Genomic DNA, 19,599 nt, shown 5'->3' on the forward strand with positions numbered 1-19,599 from the left:
GTCAAAAGTACCATTATACCCTCAAAATGTCTATTATTTTAAAGATCGGGACGGCTTACGCTGTCTCTATCCCCCGCTTTGGGAACTGCGTGGGATCGGGACGGCAGGTCAAACCGACCTCATTGTCCTGTGACATCTTGGGAGGAATAAAATGAAAAATTTGTTTTCTGAGGGGGGCCGCATGACGCGCCGCCTAACAACTTGCGCGATTGCAGCGCTTTCAATTACAGCTGCTACGCACGGTGTCGCCGCACAGGAGCGCGACAAGGTGACCGTTGGATATGCGATATCCAAATCCGGCCCAAATGCGGGCGGCGCGGATATGACAGTCACGCCCAACTATGAGCTGTGGGTAAAAGAAGTGAATGCCGCAGGTGGGTTGAAAATGCCAGATGGCAGCCAGTTGCCGATCGAAGTCATAGCCTATGATGATCGCTCCTCGGCAGAGGAAGTGGTCCGCGCGGTCGAGCGTTTGGCGTCACAAGACAAGGTGGATATTATCCTTCCACCTTGGGGCACTGGCTTCAACCTTGCGGTTGCACCATTGATGGCCAAATTCGGTTATCCTCATCTCGCTGGGGCGGCTGTGACCGACAAAGCCTCGGACTTTGTCAAGCGTTGGGATACCAGTTTCTGGTTCATGGGCGGCAGCGAGGACTATGTTTCTGCGTTTACAGAAATTCTCGTAGCCGAGCGTGAAGCGGGCCGGATCAACGATAAAATCGCCATGATCTCTGTCGCAGATGGCTTTGGAATTGATCTGGTAAAAGCGGCGCGACCCAGCTTTGAAGCGGCAGGTTTCGATGTTGCCTATGACAAAAGCTTTCCGCCGGAAACATCTGATTTCGCCACTATTCTAAACGAGGCAGGTAACGCCGAGGCGGACACTTTTGTAGCCTTTACATATCCACCTCACACCTTCGCCCTGACAAAACAGGCCAAAATAGCGAGCTACAGCCCACCGGTCTTTTACCTTGGGGTTGGTGCAGCTTTCCCTGTCTATCCAAAAATTGCGGATGGATCTGTAGAAGGTATCATGAGCCTTGGCGGTGTTGACCCAAACAACGAGCTCAACAATGCCTATCGCGCGAAACACGAGGAACTGGTCGGCCGTGGTGCGGATTACTGGGGATCGGTCCTGATCTATGCGTCGCTACAGATGTTAGAGCAAACCATCGAACGCGTCGGCCTTGATAAGGCAGAGATTGCCAAAGAGTTGTCCAGCGGTACATTTTCCACCGTGCTGGGATCAGAAACGCAGCTCGAAGACAACCAGTTGCGCGCAATCAACTGGGTCGGCCAATGGCAGGACGGCAAGTTTGTGGCCGTTTCGTCCGAAGGAAGCGATGGCACGATCCAGGTTAAATTGCCCAAGCCCGACTGGGAATAACCCCCGTACATACAACCTACGAGCAAGAGCGCGGCGGAACCATCCGCCGCCTCTGTTCACACAGAACAAGATCGGACTTTCCATGCTTGAACACGTCGTCAACGGGCTTGTGCTCGGCGGCACCTATGCGCTTGTCGCGATGGGCCTCACCATTCAATACGGTATCGCGCGAATTATGAACCTCGGATTCGGGGACATGATTATTGCCGCCTGTTTTGCCACCTATGTTCTTTTTACGACCTTTGCGATCAATCCGCTTGTCGCGTTGCTGATCCTCGTGCCTGCGGGGTATGTCGTGAGCGACTTGATATATAGGATCCTGATGAAGCCGCTGGTGGCGCGTGCGCCGGACGAAGGCGCGCTTGAAGTCGACAGTATCCTTGTGACTTTCGGGCTTCTTTTTGTAATCCAAGGCGTGCTTTTGGCGCTCTTTGGTGGTGGCTACGCAAGCTACAGTTTTCTGAACACACCAGTCAACGTGCTGGGCACCGTGGTCGCCGGAAACCGGTTGCTGGCGCTCGTCCTTAGTCTGGCGATTGGGGGGGCTATGGTGGTCATCTTGTTTCGCACCCGCTGGGGAATGGTCTTGCGTGCGGTGGCACTGGCACCCAAAAGCGCGCCATTGTTTGGCATCGACACAGACCGTGCGGCACGAACGGCTTTCGCTATTGGTGGCGCGATGGCAGCGACTGGTGGCGTGGTCCTCTCGATGTTCCAGACATTCACTGCGACCGCTGGTGTTGTCTTTACGATGAAGGCGCTGATCGTCGTCATTCTTGGGGGTAAAGGCAGCGTACCCGGTGCCATCGTCGCGGGCCTGTTGCTCGGCCTCGTTGAAACTTTTGTCGCTGCATATGTCGATCCTGGTCTAACACTGGCCGCCGTTTACGCAGTGTTTCTTGTGCTGCTGCTTGTGCGGCCCAACGGTCTGTTCGGAAAGGCATGAACATGAAAACACTACATGGTTTCGCGCTTGCCGGCGTAGCAGTCGTTTTACTGGCCTGCGCGCCTCTACTTATCTCCGATTACTGGACCGGCGTCCTGCTGGGCATGACCGGCTACGTCACATTGGCCACTGCTTGGGCGCTGTTTTCTGGGCCGACGCGCTATATTTCACTGGCGACAGTGGCGTTTTTCGGGGTCGGTGCCTACACCGTCGCCGTTCTGAACGAAGTGATGCCTTATCCGCTGGTACTGCTGTGTGCTGCTGGCATCGGCATGATCATGGCACTTATGGTCGGCCTGTCGACCTTGCGCCTTGCTGGGGTCTATTTCGTGATTTTCACCTTTGGGTTGGCCGAGCTGGTTCGCCAGACTGTCAGCTGGTGGGAGGTCAACGTGACCTACACCATGGGCCGCTATATCTTTTTACCTTTTGAAGGACGGCACATTTATTGGCAGCTTCTGGCACTTGCGGTTGTGACATTTCTGATATCATGGGCGATCGGACGGTCACGCTTTGGTCTGGCGCTTAAGGCGCTTGGTGATGACGAAACCGTCGCCGCCCATGCCGGAGTAGATGTGACCCGTATCAAGCTGCTTCTCTTTGTCATCTCATCCACGATAATCACCCTTGTCGGGGCCATTCAGGCACCGCGCTGGACCTATATCGAGCCTTCCATCGTCTTCAATCCGACGGTCAGCTTTATGACGCTGATCATGGCGCTCTTGGGCGGTGCGATGCGGCTTTGGGGGCCTCTGGTGGGCGCAGTGCCTCTGTTCTTGCTGTTCGAGTGGCTGTCCGTCAGTTTCCCCGATCACTTTTCTATCATCCTCGGGCTGCTCTTCATCCTAATCGTCTTTGTTATGCCGAACGGGGTTTTGGCCAAGATCGACGACCTGCGTAAAGGAGGCCGAACATGAGTAAACCTCTTGAAATTATGAACCTGCACAAGCGCTTTGGCGGGCTGGTCGCGGTCAAGGACGTGTCGTTCAAACTGCAACCCGGCGAGGTCGTGGGTCTTTTGGGGCCAAACGGGTCAGGCAAAACCACCGTGCTGAATATGATCTCGGGCGCCCTGCCCTGCGATGGTGGCACGGTCAGAATTGGCGGTACGGACATCACCATGATGAAGCCGCACAAGGTCGCAAAACATGGGGTCGCCCGCACCTTCCAACTTGTCCGCCCACTGCCCACTTTAAGCGTGGCAGAGAACGTGCAGCTCTCGCTGGCCTTTGGAAAAAAGCGGCATTGGGGACGCGAGGCCCGCGCGCTTGCGGAAGAAAAACTGGCATTTGTCGGGTTGGAGGGGCGCGGTGATGAGCGTGTCGGCAATCTGACCTACATCGATCAAAAACGGATGGAGATGGCACGCGCACTGGCGTCTGAGCCTGATCTGCTGCTGCTTGATGAATGGCTCGCGGGACTAAATCCGTCCGAGCTGCGTATCGGCATCGATCTTGTGCAAAACCTGCAAGGGCAAGGGATGACCGTATTGCTGGTCGAACACATCATGGAAGCCGTGCGCGCGCTTTGTTCGCGATGCATCGTGATGAGTGCGGGCGAAAAAATCGCCGAGGGGCCATCTGCCGAGGTGTTACAGGAACCTGCTGTCATCAAGGCTTATCTGGGAGACGATCATGCTTGAGTTAAAAAACGTGACTGTCCGTTATGGCAAGCACCTTGCAGTAGATTCAGTTAACTTTTCAGTAACCAAGGGCGAGGTCGTCGTTGTGCTGGGGGCAAATGGTGCTGGTAAGTCGTCGATGCTAAAAGCGATTGCTGGCATGGTCCCTACCGCCGAAGGTATTGTCGAGTTGGACGGTGATCCAATGACCGGCGTGCCGGCTTATAATGTGACCAATCGCGGCATTGCCCTTGTGCCCGAAGGACGCGGTATCGTGGGCCGCATGACGGTGGAGGAAAACCTGCGTCTTGGTGCGACACCGCCGCGCGCCCGCGCGTCCGAGGAAGATACCCTCGCGCAAGTCTTCGACATCTTTCCGCGACTTGCAGAGCGACGAAAACAATTCGTGCAGACGATGTCCGGTGGCGAGCAACAGATGGTTGCCGTTGGCCGCGCGATGATGTCGAAACCTGAATTCCTGTTGCTGGACGAACCGAGCCTTGGCCTCGCGCCCATCGTGGTCAGCGAGATGTTCAAGGCACTGGCACAAGTGCGCAAAACCGGTGTGGGCCTTTTGATTGTCGAGCAGAACGTAAAGATCAGCCTGCGTCACGCGGATCGGGGCTATCTGCTCGAAGCGGGTCGGATAACCGGTTCGGGCACTTCGGATGAATTAATGAACGACGCGGCTGTCAGACAGGCCTTTCTAGGCGGTGACCTGTAAATGGAGAAAAATATGAACGTTTTGGACTTACTGATCGAAGGTGAAAAGGTTCAGGCCGAAGATGGCCGGACTTTCACTCGCAACAATCCCCTGACCGGCGGCGTTGCAACCGAAGCCGCCGCCGCGACCGTCACGGATGCAAAACGCGCTGCCGATGCAGCAGCGCGCGCCTTTCCTGAATGGTCGAATACCGGCCCGTCGGAACGGCGACGCCTGCTGTTGGCAGCAGCCGACAATCTCGAAGCACGCGCGGACGAAATTGCCCGCGCTATGGCGGACGAACTCGGTGCCACTGCCGCTTGGGCAGGTTTCAACGTCATGTTGGGGGCTGGGATGCTGCGCGAAGCTGCATCGATGACAACGATGATCAAGGGCGAAGTCATCCCCTCGAATAGACCCGGTTCTCTTGCCATGGCGATCCGCCAGCCTGCAGGAGTTGTGCTGGCGATGGCCCCCTGGAACGCGCCGGTTATCCTTGGCGTGCGCTCTATCGCCATGCCGCTGGCTTGCGGTAATACGGTGGTGATGAAATCCTCGGAGCTTTCGCCCCGCACTCACGCGCTTATCGTCGAAGCGATACAGGATGCGGGTTTGCCCAAGGGCGTGCTTAACGTCCTGTCCAACGCGCCAGACAATGCCAACGAGATTGTCGAGGCGTTGATCTCCCATTCCGCCGTGCGCCGGGTGAATTTCACCGGATCGACACGGGTAGGACGGATCATCGCCAAGTTGGCGGCCGAAAACCTCAAGCCTGCGCTATTGGAACTGGGCGGCAAGGCCCCGATGGTCGTGCTGGATGATGCCGACCTTGATGCCGCCGTCGCCGCTGCTGCCTTTGGGGCCTACATGAACCAAGGCCAGATTTGCATGTCAACAGAGCGGCTTGTGGTGATGGATACCATCGCAGACGCCTTTGTCGACAAACTGACTGCCAAGGTCCGCAGCCTGACAGTTGGCGATCCGCGGGAAGGCAACACGTCGCTTGGCTGTGTCGTGGACAAAGGTGCTGTGTCCCGGATCATGGGGTTGGTGCAAGATGCCGAGGACAAAGGTGCAAAGATCATGGCTGGCGGTTATGCGGACGGCGTCCTTATGGAGGCTACGCTGATCGACCATGTCACACCGTCGATGCGCATCTACACCGAGGAAAGCTTTGGCCCGACCGCATCGGTGGTCCGTGTGGCCAGCGTAGACGAGGCAGTGCGCGTGGCCAATGATACTGAATATGGTCTGTCGGCAAGTATCTTCGGGCGCGACACGGTTCGCGCTATGAATGTCGCTAAACGGATTGAAAGCGGCATTTGCCACATTAACGGGCCTACGGTGCATGACGAAGCGCAGATGCCCTTTGGCGGTGTCAAGGATTCTGGCTACGGTCGGTTCGGTGGCATGGCTGCAATCGAGGAATTCACCACCCTGCGCTGGATTACCATTCAGGATGGTCAACCCCACTATCCGATTTAAGGAGGCACTGATGTTTGATCTCAAAGGCAAGGTTTGCCTCATTACTGGGGGTGCTGGGTCGCTTGGACTGGCAGCTGCACGTCTTCTGCATCATCACGGAGCGCGACTGGCGCTGGTCGATTTGGATCTCGCCGCGCTCGACACTGCCTGTGCCGAAGTCTTTGGCAAGGCAGCCGATGACGTGCTTTGCATTGCCGCGGATGTCACAGACGAGACGCAGGTCAGACGTGCCGTGGCGCGCACTGTGGATCGTTTTGGCTTGATCGATGTCCTCATATCCAATGCAGGAACATTCGGCACTGTAGCCCCCATCGAAGACTACCCCACCGAAGTCTTCGACAGCGTCATGGCGGTACATGTACGCGGTGCTTTCTTGCTGGCAAAACACGGTGTTCCTCACATGAACAAAGGCGGAAGCATCGTGCTGACCTCAAGCGTGGCTGCGACGCGGGGCGATCCCGGTGTGTACGCCTACATCACCGCCAAACACGCGCTCACTGGTCTGATGCGCGTTTTGGCAAAAGACCTTGCCCCACGTGGCATTCGGGTGAATGCCATTGCACCAGGGCCGATCGCCAACGGGTTTCAAAAACGAGTGGAGGATGGTCTGGGCGCCGAAATCGGGCGTGACGGCACCGCATTTTTCGACGAGATTATCCCTATGGGGCGCCATGGTACGGCCGACGAAATAGCGGCCTCAATGCTTTATCTCGCTTCGTCGCAATCGTCCTTTACCACCGGCCATGTGCTTATGGCCGATGGTGGCATGTCGGCGTGATTTTAGCGGAAGAGACCCTCGATATAGGCAGCACCGATTCCTGACTTATCGTAATGTTTTTTGCACATGGCGATATACTGATGAACATCGAAATAGCCATCAGGCTCACCGTCCTCGTCCAACCAGATCAAAGGGCCGGTGACCTTGAAATACACTTTCATCGGGTCTTCGTGCTCGTAAGCCACAAGGGTGTGCCCTTCGCCGGGCGTCTCGTAGACAAAGTCGCCCGCGGTGGCGATCCAATCATGTTCAAGATACCCCCACTTGCCCGAGATCGTGTAGGCAAAGACCTCGTGCGGGTGGTAATGTCGGTTCACCAACCCCGGACCGGTCGCCATCAAAACGTCGCACCATTGATTTTTGCTAGGCGATATCCAAAGCGGCTTGGAAAAGACCGTTTCTGTGAATGGAACATAGTACCGCATGTCGTCGTCAGCGACATTGGGCAAATAGACTTCCGGCCTTGCGTCCGGCTGGAATACTTTCGTGATGGGTTTAAGATCACGCCAGAATTCCGCACCGGTATTTTTGGACTCATCATTCATTTGTATACTCCTTTTCTTGCATTTTAGGTTGCTCAGGGAGTTATCTCGGCCACCAGATCGGCTGCCGCCAACTTCATAACCCTTTCAGCGCGTTTGAAAAAACTTTCGTCAAATCGACTTAGTGTTCCGAAAGCGGAAAGGGTCAGGACTGTGCGGCCTGCCACCGTGATCGGCACCGCAATCGCAGCAATGTCTGGTTCATTATAGCCCTGATTCAGCGCGTGGCCCTCAGACTGCAAACGGGTCAAAAGCGGCTCTAATGCGGTCAGTGTTTTTTGGCATTCGCCTTGTGAGATGCCCCATTGCGTCCGGTCACGCGGCGGCATTCCGGCAAGGAACAACCGACCCTGCGCGGTACACGTCATCGGCAAGGTGGTCCCTGTCCGGATCTGAACCGAGATCGGGCGCTGCGCGAGCGACACTGCGACACAAAGCGGTCCGCGTGGCGTAAAACGACAAGCCATTATCGATTCCCCCAAGTCCTGCCTCAGCCTGTCGAGGACGGCTTGAAGACTGGGCGGCAACGGCGAAAGATCCTCCGCCATACGCCCCAAGCGAGACAGTCGAGGACCAGGAGCATAGACCCCACGGCGGACAGCGGTCAGTACTCCGGCTATTTCGAGGGTGGTCATGAACCGGTGCGCCGTCGCGTTGGTCATTCGTAATTCGCGGGCCACGATCTCTACTGATAACTCCGGACGGGTTTCATCAAAAAGGTCAAGCGCATCGAAAGCTTTCATAACAGACAAGTTGAGCGAAGTGGCCATTGGTATGATCTCCGAAATAGGCTTGACCTAATGTGGCCAATAATCTCATTATGTGCAAATAGAATCTCACTATATGCAATAATAATGTCGCTCGAAAGGTTTTACGAATGAATGATAAGTCCTCAATTACCGCCGGAGGCGCAATCTTCGGCAAACTTAAAGCGCTCGGTGTGGACTATGTTTTTACCAATTCGGGCACTGATTTTCCGCCGATCATCGAAGGATTGATCGAAGCCCGTCACGCTGGGATTGACCTACCGACGCCCATTACCGTTCCCCACGAACATGCGGCAGTGTCGATGGCGCATGGCTATTGGCAAATGACGGGCCGCCCGCAAGCGGTGTTGCTGCATACCAATGTAGGCTTGGCAAACGGTGCAACGGCCACGATCAACGCGTGGTGTGATCAAGTGCCGATGATCTTGATGTCTGGTCGCACCCCAGTGACCGAACACACGCGGTTTGGCGCGCGCACTGTCCCTATTGGCTGGGGACAAGAGATGTTCGATCAAGAGGCTCTCATTCGCGAGACTACAAAGTGGCACTACGAGTTGCGTTTTGCCGATCAGATCTCTGAGTTGATGGACCGCGCTTGGGCTGTTGCCAATTCGACACCCAAGGGACCAGTTTATCTGAGTCTGCCACGCGAGGTGCTCTGCGAGCCATGCCCGCGTGCCGGGCTTGACGCGCCTTCACGCATGACCCCCGTCATTACCGCCCCTGATCCTGACAATCTGGCACGCGCGGCCAAAGCATTGGCGCACGCTGAAAAGCCGCTCGTTATTGCGCAGCGCGGAGCAGGCAACGCGGCAGGCTTTGCTACTCTTCAGACCTTGTGCGAAACCTATGCCCTGCCTTTATCGCACTATTGGTCCAACCAATTGGCGCTCCCCTTATCCCACCCGTGTCAGGTGGGGGCCGATCCAGAACCTTTGCTGGCCGAAGCGGATGTGGTTTTGGTCCTTGATGCCCTTGCGCCTTGGTTTCCGGATAAAGTGAAGCTGCGTGATGATGTAATAGTGATCCATGCCGGACCCGATCCACTTTTCACACGTACACCAGTCCGCAATTTTGCGGCAGATATCACGTTAGCGGGGCCAACTGACCGCATAATCGACGCGCTCACCCTGACAATGGCTGATCAAAAAACGGATCTGATACGCCTTGCAGCCCGTCGTGAAAGCATCGCATTGGCCGCACAAACCAACAGGGATAATATGATCGCAGCGGCGCAAAGCGGCTCTGGCGCGCCGATGACCAAGGAGTGGGTCAGTTTATGTCTTGGCCGGGCCATCAAAGCACAGGCCAAACAGCATGGCCGCCGCGCCACTGTGTTTCATGAACTCGGGTGTCCTCTCATGCCGCTGGACCTCGACCAGCCCGACAGCTATTTTCAAGAACCTCATTCAGGCGGCCTTGGCTGGGGGTTCCCCGCCGCCATTGGCGCACAGATGGCCTGCCCCGACCGGTTGGTCTTTGCCACTATGGGGGACGGCAGCTACATGTTTGCCAACCCCACCGCCTGCCACCTCGTCGCAGAGGCACAGAATATTCCCGTGATCGTTCTCGTTCTGAACAACGAAGAATGGGGTGCTGTGCGCCATTCGGTCGAAGGGCTGTATCCTGAGGGTGCCGCACGTGCCTCTAACGAAGTGCCGCTGACCTCGCTCCGGCCCAGCCCGGATTTTACCCGTACCGCTGAAGCCAGCCGCGCCTGGACCGAAACAGTTACTGATGGCGCCGATTTACCCGACGCGTTGGACCGCGCCATAAAGGTGGCAACGACAGAACGCAGGCAAGTGCTGCTTAACATCGCGATTGCAAGAACCGCGCCTCATTGAACCGGTACGTCCTATAAAGCAAAAGAAGGCATTCGAAAATGTATCAACCTCATCCCAATACAGTTAGACAAACGCGCCTATTAGAGACTTGGGGGTGAATAATTTGCTGTATTCACGGTGCAATCATTTCATCAATTCGCCTAACTTGCTGACGACTGTTCTTTGAATTAGCCCTGACTTCAGCCTTGAATCTGTTGCCTATCGACAATTCCTTTATCTGCGCGTCACTTAAGAGTAAAAAGTGAAATAAAGCGTCATCATTCCTCCCATACACGGACACAAATCCATAACGCTTGCTTGAAACTAAACGAACGACAATGCAGTCGACCAGATTGCTGTGTCGACCAAAGGACACCCTGATGAACCGAATAGGACCTTCGGTGCGATGTATCAGACCTTCAACGAAACGAATCCGGTAGAGGATGGATTTGCCCCATTCTGTAACATCTTGCGAGAGTGCATTCTCGATGATTGGCCGATCTCGCCAGAGGAAATCTTACTGGGTGAAGCTGTAACAGAGCGCCGTCTGCACTCCCGCGTCACAGTGGCGAAAGAGGTCGGCATCGGTGCGCAGGTTGCATGCGCTAGCGCTGTCAAAAATGAGGCTCAGATTGACTGACGACTGAACGCAAATAGCAGACACAAGGCGAGATTTTGATCTCAAATCTCATGACTAAAGCTATAAAGTTTGGAATGTGTGTTTTGAGCAAACATTCAGTTTACTCATCGTAGGTTGGGTTGGTGGACAACCCTATATATATTGGTACCCGCGGGCGGACTCGAACCGCCAAGCCTGTTACAGCGGGGGATTTTGAATCCCCTGTGTCTACCAATTCCACCACGCGGGCAGATGAAACTCAAGGTCGTTAAGACCGTTCGCTTCGTCGTAGAGGGGATTTAGCGAAGCGCGCGCGGGTCCACAAGAGGGATATGACAGTTCTTGCAAAAAAAATGTCATTTTATTTTTCGGACACCCGCACGCGCCTTATTTTACTGGGGTTGCTCTAAAGGCGATCTGCAGAAAATGTATCGCAATCTCGCAGATCACCACTGTTGTAACCCGTTTTGAACCAAGCTTGGCGTTGTTTCGAGGTGCCATGGGTAAATGTATGGGGTTGCGGCACGCGCCCTGCGTTCTTTTGTAGCGTGTCATCGCCGATTTGTTTGGCCGCATTCAAGGCTTCGGCAATATCGCCACGCTCAAGCGTGTTAAAGCGTTTGTCAGCTTCACGCGCCCAGATGCCGGAAAAACAATCGGCTTGCAGTTCAATACGCACAGAAATGGCATTACTGCCCTCAGTTGACGATTGTGCCCGCACTTGATTGGCTTGACCCAAGATGCCCAATTCGTTTTGCACGTGATGCGCCACTTCATGCGCAACCACATAGGCGGCAGCAAAGTCACCCCCTGCCCCAAGTTGACGCTCCATCGTGGTGAAAAACGCCGTGTCGAGATAGACCTTTTTATCACCTGGGCAGTAAAACGGCCCCGTCGCGCCAGAAGCCCCACCACAAGGGCTTTGGGTCACATCTTTATACAGCACCAAAACAGGGGCTTGGTATGTGGTGCGCGCTTGGCTTTGAAACAGGTCCGTCCAAATTTCTTCGGTGTCCGCCAATGTTACAGATACAAACTGTGCCGCTTTTTCATCGGCCGCTGTTATTTGATTGCTTTGCGATGTGGTGCTGCCTGTGCCCGCGACCTGATTGAGCAAAGGTGTGACATCAATGCCAAGCGCATAGCCAATAATTAGCACCGCGATCAAACCAACGCCGCCAATAGCTTTGCCACCCGTTGCCCGACCACCGCCACCGCCACTGCTGCGTCTACGATCTTCGATATTGCGCGAACCGCGCCGACCTTGCCACTTCATTACTCTACCCTCAAAATTTAACCTGCTCACATTAGCGTCAGCAAGCCGTCTCACAAGGGAAAAAGCTCTATCGGACCTTGACGCTAAGGGAACAATGCAGCCAAAAGAGTTAAAACAAGCAGCAGGGACATCAGGCACATGTTGAAACGGCTATATGACTGGACTTTGTCCATGGCACAGCACCCACGCGCGCTTTGGGCATTGGCCTTTGTCGCCTTTGTGGAAAGCTCGGTGTTTCCCATCCCGCCTGACATTTTAATGATTCCGCTGATTGTTGCACGTCCCAAAGCCGCCTTTAAAATTGCTTTTGTGGCCACAGCCGCATCTGTCGCGGGCGGCATGTTGGGCTATTACATAGGATATGGCGCATTCGAGACAATTGGCCGACCTGTGTTGGAATTCTACGGAAAAGACGCGTATTTTGATGAATTCGCGCTGAAATACAATGAATGGGGCGCTTGGGCTGTGCTGATAGCTGGCGTCACCCCGTTCCCTTATAAAGTGATCACGATCTTATCTGGCGCGACGGCATTGTCCCTGCCCATCTTTATCGCCGCCTCAATCACCGCACGGGCTTTGCGGTTCTTTATTGTGGCCGCGTTGTTGTGGAAATTCGGTGAACCCATTCGCACCTTTATCGAAAAGCGCCTTGGACTGATGTTCATTGCCTTTGTTGTACTTTTATTGGGCGGCTTTTGCGCTGTGAAATTCATATGAAAAATCTTACACGTACACAACTTGTTGCCTTGGCAGCCGGCGGATCGCTTGCTTTGCTTCTTGGGGCGTTTTTCTTTCAAGCTTTGGGTTATGCGCCTTGTAAAATGTGCCTATGGCAGCGCTGGCCTCATGTGGTAGCGATTTTTGTTGGCGCGGCCTACATGGGCGTGCAATCACGTGTTTTGCTTTGGTTTGGCGCGCTGGCCGCGGCCGTCACCGCAGGCTTGGGCGCCTTTCACACTGGGGTTGAGCGCAAATGGTGGGAAGGTCCGACATCTTGTACAGGTGGCGGCGATGCGCTGTCTGGCCTGACGGGGGGCGATCTTTTGCCCGGCTCACCGGTGGATGCCATTGTGATGTGCGATCAAGTGTCTTGGGAATTTTTAGGGCTGTCTATGGCAAGCTATAATTTCGCGTTTTCAGCGCTTTTGGTGGCGATTTGGTTGGTCGCTGCGCGCAAGCACGCCTAAGCCCCCATTTGAACGCTTTGTATCGCCTCTGAGGGGCAATGAGTCATTGCACCCTATATCCTGTCTGGGTTAGACTGCAGGTCAACGATATATAGACCTCATAACAACCACAGGCGGACATCGTGAGCGACACTCCACAAACTCCTGAGTCTGAAGACGACACACCACGCGAGCCAATGTTTCACGACGGGCCGACGATCTCTATCACCGCAGAGATGAAAAGCTCGTATCTGGATTACGCAATGAGCGTGATCGTGAGCCGTGCCATTCCGGATTTGCGCGATGGTCTAAAACCTGTGCATCGCCGCATTTTGTTTGCGATGTATGAGGCTGGCAACACCCACGACAAAAGCTACCGTAAATCTGCGCGTGCTGTTGGCGACACGATGGGTAAATATCACCCGCATGGTGACTCTGCGATCTATGACGCTTTGGTGCGGATGGCTCAGCCGTTTTCCATGTCCCTGCCCTTGCTTGATGGTCAGGGTAACTTTGGCTCTATGGACGGCGATATGGCAGCTGCGATGCGCTATACCGAAGTGCGTATGGACAAACCTGCCGCCTATTTGCTGGCAGATATCGACAAAGACACCGTTGATTACACGCTGAACTATGACGGCAAAGACCGCGAACCCACTGTTTTGCCCGCACGTTACCCCAATATGCTGGTCAACGGCGCTGGTGGTATCGCTGTGGGGATGGCGACAAATATTCCGCCACACAATTTGGGCGAAGTCATTGATGCGACCTTGGCCATGATCGAAAACCCCGATCTGTCCATGGAACGCTTGATGGAAATCATCCCTGGTCCGGATTTCCCCACTGGGGCGATGATGCTGGGGCGTGCTGGCGCGCGCAAAGCCTATCTTGAAGGCCGTGGGTCCGTGATCATTCGCGCGAAAACCCGCGTCGAAGAAATTCGCAAAGACCGTTATGCCATCGTTGTTGATGAGATTCCCTATCAGGTCAACAAAGCGACGATGATCGAAAAGATCGCAGAACTTGTGCGCGAAAAGCGCGTTGAAGGCATTTCGCACGTTCAAGATGAATCAGATCGCAACGGTGTGCGGGTCGTGGTCGAATTGAAACGCGATGCCACACCCGAAGTTGTGCTGAACCAATTGTTCCGCTTTACGCCGCTGCAAACCTACTTTGGCTGTAACATGCTGGCGCTGAACAATGGTCGCCCCGAGCAGCTGACATTGCGCGATTTCTTGACCAACTTCATTATCTTCCGCGAAGAAGTTGTCGCCCGCCGCACTGCGTTTGAACTACGCAAGGCACGTGATCGTGCGCATATCTTGTGTGGTTTGGCTGTGGCTGTGACCAACGTTGACGAAGTTGTCGCCACCATCCGGTCTTCTGCCGATGCAGCTGAAGCCCGCTCGAAACTGATGACACGTCGTTGGCCTGCCCAAGACATCGCGCCCTATATCAAGCTGGTCGATGATCCGTCGCACACCATCAACGAAGATGGCACATACAACCTGTCCGAAGTTCAAGCCCGCGCGATCCTTGATCTGCGCTTGCAGCGCTTGACACAGATCGGCGTCAAAGAAGTCACTGACGAGTTGCAAGAACTTGCAGGCAAAATCAAAGATTTTCTTGAAATCTTGGCCTCACGCGAACGCATTATGTCGATCATTTCCGATGAGCTGACAGAGGTGAAAAACCTGTTTGCCGTGCCACGTCGCACCGAAATTGTTGACTGGTCTGGCGATGCCTCTGACGAAGATCTGATCGAAAAAGAAGACATGGTCGTGACCATTACGTCCTCTGGCTGGGCCAAACGTACGCCTTTGGCCGATTACCGTGCGCAAAAGCGTGGCGGCAAAGGTCTGTCTGGCATGGCGACCAAAGACGAAGACGTGATCACCACGCTGTTCGTTGCCAACACCCACACGCAACTGTTGTTCTTTACGGATGACGGTATGGCCTACAAGCTGAAAACATGGCGTTTGCCACTTGGTGGTCGTACCGCCAAAGGCAAGCCGATCGTCAACATTTTGCCCATTCCAACCGGCGTCGGCATTGCTGCGATCATGCCTGTGGACCGTGAAGAAGTGGAATGGGATGATCTACAAGTCATCTTTGCCACCTCAAAAGGCTCTGTGCGCCGCAACCGTTTGTCAGATTTCACCAATGTCAAAGCCAACGGCAAGATCGCGATGAAATTTGAGGGCGAAGACGAAGGCACTCGCCTGATCAACGCCCGCATCTGTGATGAAAACGATGATGTGATGCTTGTCACCTCTTCTGGTCGTGCGATCCGGTTCCCTGTGACTGATGTACGTGTGTTCAACTCGCGTGCCTCGCTCGGTGTGCGTGGCATCAAAATGACCGATGATGAAGTCGTATCGATGTCTGTGATCCGCCATTTCGAGGCCGAAGCATCAGAACGCGCCGCCTATCTGAAAATGCGTCGTGCGCAAGCTGGCGCGGATGAGGTCGAGGGCACGGATGACGATGAAGACGCCGTCGAAAGTGCGATCTCACCAGAGCGCTTTGAGGAAATGAAGGCCGCAGAAGAATTGCTGGTCACCATTTCCAAAGGCGGTACTGGCAAACTGTCGTCCAGCCATGATTACCCCGTGCGCGGGCGTGGCGGTATGGGCGTGACAGCGATGGACAAAGCCATGCGCGGCGGGGCTCTTGTTGCGTCCTTCCCTGTGACTTTGGACGATCAAATCATGCTGGCCACCTCAAAAGGTCAATCGATCCGCTGCCCTGTGCAAGGCATCTCGTTCCGCTCGCGCTCTGCGGGTGGTGTTAAGGTGTTCAACACAGGAAAAGGCGAAGAAGTCGTCTCTGTCGCCTACATCGCGGAAAGTGATGAAGAAGATCAGGTTGAAGCGACCGACACCGATGCCACAGACGCGTCACCACAGACACCAAGCGACAGCTAAACGTCGCACGTGTCTTTCGATTTTGGCGGGGGCTCTCCTGGAGTCTCCGCTTTTCCTTTAAATTCTCGCAGCACTGGGCTAGATGAGCGGCATGACACAGATATTACACATCGTTGGCGGCGGAATGGCCGGATCAGAGGCAGCGTGGCAAGCTGCCAATTTGGGCGTACAAGTGGTGATCCACGAGATGCGGCCCAAGGTTGAAACCTTTGCACACCAAACGGGTAATTTGGCCGAAATGGTTTGTTCCAATTCGTTCAGATCCGATGACGATGAACAAAATGCCGTTGGGCTTTTGCACTGGGAAATGCGGGCGGCCAATGGTTTGATCATGGCCGCTGCCGAAAAACACCGATTGCCCGCTGGTGGTGCTTTGGCTGTCGACCGCGAAGCCTTTGCCGAATTTGTGACGCAAGAAATCAACGCTCATCCAAATATCTCGATTGAATATGGCGAAGTGAATGAAATTCCATCCGAGGGCACGTGGGTTTTCGCCACAGGTCCCCTGACCTCGCCCAAACTTGGTGAAGCGATTGCCAAAGAAACCGGCGCAGATCGTCTGGCGTTTTTCGATGCCATCGCGCCGATCATTTACCGCGACAGCATCAATATGGATGTGGCGTGGATGCAGTCGCGTTACGATAAAGGCGAGACAGAAGAAGAGCAAAAAGCCTATCTCAACTGCCCGATGACCAAAGACCAATACGAGGCTTTCATCGACGCACTTTTGGCGGCTGATAAAACCGAATTCCACGAGGGCGAAACAGCTGGCTATTTCGACGGTTGTTTGCCGATCGAAGTCATGGCCGAGCGCGGCCGTGAAACGCTGCGTTTTGGCCCGATGAAACCTGTTGGCCTGACCAACACGCATGACCCAGAAACCAAAGCCTATGCCGTGGTACAGCTGCGCCGCGACAATAAACTAGGCACTTTGTACAACATCGTCGGCTTTCAAACTAAAATGAAATACGGCGCTCAGGCCGAGGTCTTTAAGATGATACCCGGCTTGGAAGAGGCAAAATTTGCCCGTCTAGGCGGCATTCATCGCAATACTTTTTTGAACTCTCCCACATTGCTTGATGATCAGATGCGTTTGAAATCAAAGCCAAATGTGCGTTTTTCAGGTCAGGTCACGGGTGTCGAAGGCTATGTAGAATCTGCCGCTATGGGATTGCTGGCTGGTCGTTTAGCCGCTCATGAAATCTTGGGCACGCCCATCACGCCCCCTAATGGCAACACAGCTATGGGCGCGCTGATCCATCACATCACGGGCGGCGCAGAAGCAAAAACGTTTCAGCCGATGAACGTGAACTTTGGCCTGTTCCCACCTGTTGAAGGTCTCAAAGGCGGGCGACGCGGTCGCAAAGATCGTTACAAAGCCTATACTGATCGCGCTAAAGAAACATTTAATCAATGGCTTGAAGGTCAAAGTTAATGTCATTTGTGACCCGATTTGCACCAAGCCCAACAGGGCCGCTGCATCTCGGGCACGCCTATTCTGCGTTGATCGCGTATGACATGGCGCGCGCCAATGGCGGGCGCTTTTTGCTGCGATTTGAAGACACCGATTTAGAGCGATCAAAACCTGAATACGTGCAACAAACCCTGGATGATTTGACGTGGCTTGGCATCACATGGGATGCGGCACCTCTGTTTCAATCTCAGAACTTAGATGTATACAATCAGAGCCTTGCAGAACTAATCTCACAAGGGTTGACGTACCCGTGTCGGTGTAGTCGCAAAGACATCGCTGCGGCCCTGTCTGCCCCACAAGAAGGCGCGCCGCACCACCTTTATCCGCAAACCTGCAAACACCGCGCCATGTCGGACCGCGCCGAGGGCGATGCAATCCGTCTACATATGGATCGCGCTTGTGACACCTTAGGCAATATGGATCTTGTGTTTGAAGAGTTGGGTGAAATCAATAAAGGTACATATCACATTGATAAAAATGCACTTATGCGTGACGTAGGTGACATTATTATCGGGCGCAAAGACATTCAAACTGCGGCGTATTTCATGGCCTCAGCCATTGATGATATCCGCCAAGACATCACCCATGTGGTGCGCGGTGTCGATTTGTTTGAGTTCACCCAAGTTCAAGTGCTGCTACTGCATCTACTTGGACACAAGCCACCGAAGTATTATCACCATGATCTGATCCGCGACGATGCAGGCAAACGTTTGGCCAAACGCGATGACGCGCGCGCCATTTCGAAATATCGCAATGACGGCGCAACACCAAATGATATCAGACAGATGGTTGGACTTCTTTAAGTCGCATCATACCTCTGGCTGCATCAATTCCACCGTTTCACCATCGCGTACAGCGGTGTAAAAACAGGACCTCCGATTTGTGTGACAGGCAGGACCCATTTGGTTGACGGTGACCAAGATGCAATCGCGATCACAATCATAGCGAAAATCGACCAGCTTTTGCACATGGCCGGAACTTTCGCCTTTGATCCAAAACGACTGACGCGAACGCGACCAATAGGTCACTTTTCCGGTTTCAAGCGTCATGGCTACAGACGCCGCATTCATCCAAGCCAGCATCAACACCTCGCCAGAATCTGCGTCCTGCGCAATGGCGGGGATTAGCCCCTTGTCATCATATTTTAGCGAACTGGGATCAAACGTCATGGCCGGTCCTTTCAATGGGCTACCGCATGCCCTATCTAAGACCCAAGTCGTTGAAAGGCAAACCATGTCGACAGATCTCGCTGCGCTCTATTCCGCCCGCCTTTTGGCGCTGGCTGCCGATATTCCCCATCTCGGTCGCCTTGATGCGCCTGATGCCACCGTGCGCGAACGTGCGCCACTGTGCGGGTCGACTGTCACCGTTGATGTTACCGCCGATGATGGTCGTATCACGGACTTTGCCCAAGATGTGAAAGCCTGCGCTTTGGGCCAAGCTGCCGCGGCTGTTGTGGGGCAAAATATCATTGGTCGCAATCTCGATGACGTTGCCCAAGCCTTGAGCCAATTCACTGCGTTTCTCAAACAAGATGGGCCAGTCCCATCGGCACCCTTTGACGGGTTTGAGGCACTTTTGCCTGCACGTGAGTACAAAAATAGACATGCTTCTATTTTGCTATCTTTGACGGCAGCTCACAAAGCATTGGCGTCGCTTGCTTGATTTTTCACCGGTTTTTCCATCATGTACTGAGCAAAAAAAACCGCCGCACTTCACAACAGAAGGCGGCGGGTCAGTAGAAATCTGAACGCTGGACAACGGGGTTGAGGCTCCGCAAGCAAACATGAATAGGTAAGCTAGGCTGACACCCATTGGGACATGAGGTGGCAAACTGCGTTCAGATTACGGGCAGAAACTTAGAAAAATGCAGGGACAAGAAGTCCGCCAAACAAGATGACCAAAAGTGCAGTTGCACCAATCATATCTTCGACCAAAGTGCCCTTTGAGCGTTCTACAACGGATTTGATATCGCGGATCATCTTGTCGTCCTTTCGAGAGGTTAACAGTTTGTTGCCTATTTGTTCTCATTTTTAACGACTCGTGTAAAGAACTTTTTAAGAACATTTGCGAACAAAATGT

The 19,599-nt window shown here is 54.2% G+C and carries 20 protein-coding genes and 1 tRNA gene; 15 read left to right on the plus strand and 6 right to left on the minus strand.

The window, feature by feature from the left end; translation table 11 throughout:
* Nucleotides 1-151 precede the first annotated feature (151 nt).
* The 7 genes from BM025_RS16165 to BM025_RS16195 all read left to right on the plus strand — a co-directional run bounded on the left by BM025_RS16165 (nt 152) and on the right by BM025_RS16195 (nt 6,923).
* Nucleotides 152-1,390, plus strand: a complete 1,239-nt coding sequence (locus BM025_RS16165; protein WP_085850504.1) for an amino acid ABC transporter substrate-binding protein — start codon at nt 152-154, stop codon at nt 1,388-1,390.
* A gap of 82 nt (nt 1,391-1,472) precedes the next feature.
* Complete coding sequence (locus BM025_RS16170; RefSeq protein WP_085850503.1) at nt 1,473-2,336, plus strand: branched-chain amino acid ABC transporter permease; 864 nt, start codon at nt 1,473-1,475, stop codon at nt 2,334-2,336.
* 2 nt (nt 2,337-2,338) lie between these two features.
* Complete coding sequence (locus BM025_RS16175) at nt 2,339-3,253, plus strand: branched-chain amino acid ABC transporter permease (RefSeq protein WP_244515882.1); 915 nt, start codon at nt 2,339-2,341, stop codon at nt 3,251-3,253.
* Entirely contained in the window at nt 3,250-3,978 is a 729-nt protein-coding gene (locus tag BM025_RS16180) for an ABC transporter ATP-binding protein (RefSeq protein WP_085850501.1), read from the plus strand. Before BM025_RS16175 ends, BM025_RS16180 begins: the two co-directional genes overlap by 4 nt.
* The gene (locus tag BM025_RS16185) at nt 3,971-4,681 is read left to right on the plus strand and encodes an ABC transporter ATP-binding protein (RefSeq protein WP_085850500.1); all 711 of its coding nucleotides are present in this window, start codon (nt 3,971-3,973) and stop codon (nt 4,679-4,681) included. Before BM025_RS16180 ends, BM025_RS16185 begins: the two co-directional genes overlap by 8 nt.
* Nucleotides 4,682-4,693: 12 nt before the next feature.
* Nucleotides 4,694-6,145 carry an aldehyde dehydrogenase gene (locus BM025_RS16190; protein WP_085850499.1) on the plus strand — a complete coding sequence of 484 codons (1,452 nt, stop codon included), beginning with the start codon at nt 4,694-4,696 and terminating at the stop codon, nt 6,143-6,145.
* Nucleotides 6,146-6,155: 10 nt separating this feature from the next.
* Complete coding sequence (locus BM025_RS16195) at nt 6,156-6,923, plus strand: SDR family NAD(P)-dependent oxidoreductase (protein ID WP_085850498.1); 768 nt, start codon at nt 6,156-6,158, stop codon at nt 6,921-6,923.
* Between the two features lie 2 nt (nt 6,924-6,925).
* On the opposite strand, the gene BM025_RS16200 is transcribed toward BM025_RS16195, so the two are convergent.
* Both BM025_RS16200 and BM025_RS19765 read right to left on the minus strand, forming a co-directional pair.
* A complete protein-coding gene (locus tag BM025_RS16200) occupies nt 6,926-7,468 on the minus strand; it encodes a 2,4'-dihydroxyacetophenone dioxygenase family protein (protein WP_085850497.1) in 543 nt (180 codons plus the stop codon).
* Between the two features lie 32 nt (nt 7,469-7,500).
* Nucleotides 7,501-8,235 (minus strand): IclR family transcriptional regulator, encoded by a 735-nt coding sequence (locus tag BM025_RS19765; RefSeq protein WP_085850496.1) that lies wholly within the window; start codon nt 8,233-8,235, stop codon nt 7,501-7,503.
* A 107-nt stretch (nt 8,236-8,342) separates the two neighbouring features.
* Between BM025_RS19765 and BM025_RS16210 the strand changes: the two genes are divergently transcribed.
* On the plus strand, nt 8,343-10,076 hold the full coding sequence (locus BM025_RS16210; RefSeq protein WP_085850495.1) for a thiamine pyrophosphate-requiring protein: 1,734 nt from the start codon (nt 8,343-8,345) through the stop codon (nt 10,074-10,076).
* A gap of 385 nt (nt 10,077-10,461) precedes the next feature.
* Nucleotides 10,462-10,695: a hypothetical protein gene (locus BM025_RS16215; protein WP_085850494.1), complete on the plus strand. Its 234-nt coding sequence runs from the start codon at nt 10,462-10,464 to the stop codon at nt 10,693-10,695.
* Nucleotides 10,696-10,837: 142 nt separating this feature from the next.
* Here the strand turns inward: BM025_RS16215 and BM025_RS16220 are convergent.
* Together BM025_RS16220 and ypfJ are read right to left on the minus strand one after the other, a co-directional pair.
* Nucleotides 10,838-10,924, minus strand: a tRNA-Leu gene (locus tag BM025_RS16220).
* A 156-nt stretch (nt 10,925-11,080) separates the two neighbouring features.
* Entirely contained in the window at nt 11,081-11,950 is an 870-nt protein-coding gene (gene ypfJ, locus BM025_RS16225; RefSeq protein ID WP_085850493.1) for a KPN_02809 family neutral zinc metallopeptidase, read from the minus strand.
* A gap of 138 nt (nt 11,951-12,088) precedes the next feature.
* Between ypfJ and BM025_RS16230 the strand changes: the two genes are divergently transcribed.
* The 5 genes from BM025_RS16230 (at nt 12,089) to gluQRS (ending at nt 18,320) form a co-directional block, all read left to right on the plus strand.
* Nucleotides 12,089-12,667, plus strand: coding sequence for a YqaA family protein (locus tag BM025_RS16230; RefSeq protein ID WP_085850492.1), 579 nt, complete (start codon nt 12,089-12,091; stop codon nt 12,665-12,667).
* Nucleotides 12,664-13,137, plus strand: a complete 474-nt coding sequence (locus BM025_RS16235; protein WP_085850491.1) for a disulfide bond formation protein B — start codon at nt 12,664-12,666, stop codon at nt 13,135-13,137. Before BM025_RS16230 ends, BM025_RS16235 begins: the two co-directional genes overlap by 4 nt.
* Before the next feature lie 122 nt (nt 13,138-13,259).
* On the plus strand, nt 13,260-16,043 hold the full coding sequence (gene gyrA / locus BM025_RS16240) for a DNA gyrase subunit A (protein WP_170842216.1): 2,784 nt from the start codon (nt 13,260-13,262) through the stop codon (nt 16,041-16,043).
* Nucleotides 16,044-16,134: 91 nt separating this feature from the next.
* Entirely contained in the window at nt 16,135-17,478 is a 1,344-nt protein-coding gene (gene trmFO / locus BM025_RS16245; protein WP_085850556.1) for a methylenetetrahydrofolate--tRNA-(uracil(54)-C(5))-methyltransferase (FADH(2)-oxidizing) TrmFO, read from the plus strand.
* A complete protein-coding gene (gluQRS, locus tag BM025_RS16250) occupies nt 17,478-18,320 on the plus strand; it encodes a tRNA glutamyl-Q(34) synthetase GluQRS (RefSeq protein ID WP_085850490.1) in 843 nt (280 codons plus the stop codon). The genes trmFO and gluQRS overlap by 1 nt, the downstream gene beginning before the upstream one ends.
* Nucleotides 18,321-18,326: 6 nt before the next feature.
* Here the strand turns inward: gluQRS and hisI are convergent, their stop codons facing one another.
* On the minus strand, nt 18,327-18,686 hold the full coding sequence (hisI, locus tag BM025_RS16255) for a phosphoribosyl-AMP cyclohydrolase (protein ID WP_085850489.1): 360 nt from the start codon (nt 18,684-18,686) through the stop codon (nt 18,327-18,329).
* Between the two features lie 64 nt (nt 18,687-18,750).
* On the opposite strand from hisI, the gene BM025_RS16260 reads away from it, so the two are divergent.
* Complete coding sequence (locus BM025_RS16260) at nt 18,751-19,182, plus strand: iron-sulfur cluster assembly scaffold protein (RefSeq protein WP_085850555.1); 432 nt, start codon at nt 18,751-18,753, stop codon at nt 19,180-19,182.
* Between the two features lie 194 nt (nt 19,183-19,376).
* Here the strand turns inward: BM025_RS16260 and BM025_RS19635 are convergent, their stop codons facing one another.
* Nucleotides 19,377-19,499, minus strand: a complete 123-nt coding sequence (locus tag BM025_RS19635; protein ID WP_280139353.1) for a hypothetical protein — start codon at nt 19,497-19,499, stop codon at nt 19,377-19,379.
* Nucleotides 19,500-19,599 lie beyond the last annotated feature (100 nt).

It is taken from the genome of Pacificibacter marinus (genome assembly GCF_900109555.1).
GTDB classification, from domain to species: domain Bacteria; phylum Pseudomonadota; class Alphaproteobacteria; order Rhodobacterales; family Rhodobacteraceae; genus Celeribacter; species Celeribacter marinus_C.